1 protein-coding gene is annotated in these 669 nt (G+C 64.0%); it reads right to left on the bottom strand.

Annotation, left to right across the window (positions count from 1 at the left end; genetic code table 11):
- Nucleotides 1-564 (bottom strand): recombinase family protein, encoded by a 564-nt coding sequence (locus AC2FAN_RS27210; RefSeq protein ID WP_485177073.1) that lies wholly within the window; start codon nt 562-564, stop codon nt 1-3.
- Between the last annotated feature and the right edge of the window lie 105 nt (nt 565-669).

The raw sequence follows: 669 nt of genomic DNA, 5'->3' as shown, positions 1-669 counted from the left end.
TCACCCACCCAAGCAGCGATACACGCTCGCCCGGCTGATCCCGACGGTCCTGACGATGTCGGCGACCTTGGCACCCTCGGCATGTAGGGCCCGGACGCGATCGGTCTGACGACGTGCAGTCGGAGCGCGGCCCTTGTATTTCCCCTCGGCCTTGGCCTTGGCGATGCCTTCAAGCTGGCGTTCCAACATCACGGACCTCTCCCAGCCAGCCGTCGCTGCCAGAACGGTCAGGATCAGCTTGGAAGTGGCGTTCGAGGTGTCGAGCACGCCGCCGCCGAAGCTGAGGATGCGCAGAGCGACGCGCTTCCTCTCCAGCCGATCGATGATGTTGAGCAGGTCGGCGACGCCTCTCGATAATCTGTCGGGGCGAGTGACCGTCAGGGTGTCCCCCTCGCGACAGAACTCGATGGCCGCCTCCAGCATCTCGCGCTTGGCAACCGACGAGACCTGTTCGGAGAACAGCTTCTCGACGCCGGCCGCCTTGAGGTCCCGTTCCTGCGCCTCCAGCCCCGCCTGTTGGTCCGCAGTGCTGGTTCTCGCATACCCCACCAACATCCCCGCCATCGTCCCTCCGTCTCACATGATTCCTAGACCCACGTCTCTCGTACGTTTCTTTGGGCCGCAACGTATTCTTGTGGGACAGTCTTGAGACGTCGCAGGCTCCCCTGC

This window comes from Allobosea sp. RIT-PG3_2 (genome assembly GCF_057321085.1).
Note: the sequence above shows the minus strand (reverse complement) of the source record. Positions and strands in the feature narration are given on the sequence as shown.

Coding starts and splice junctions, on each gene's coding strand:
- AC2FAN_RS27210 (WP_485177073.1), bottom strand. CDS start 564: ATGGCGGGGATGTTGGTGGGGTATGCGAGAACCAGCACTGCGGACCAA.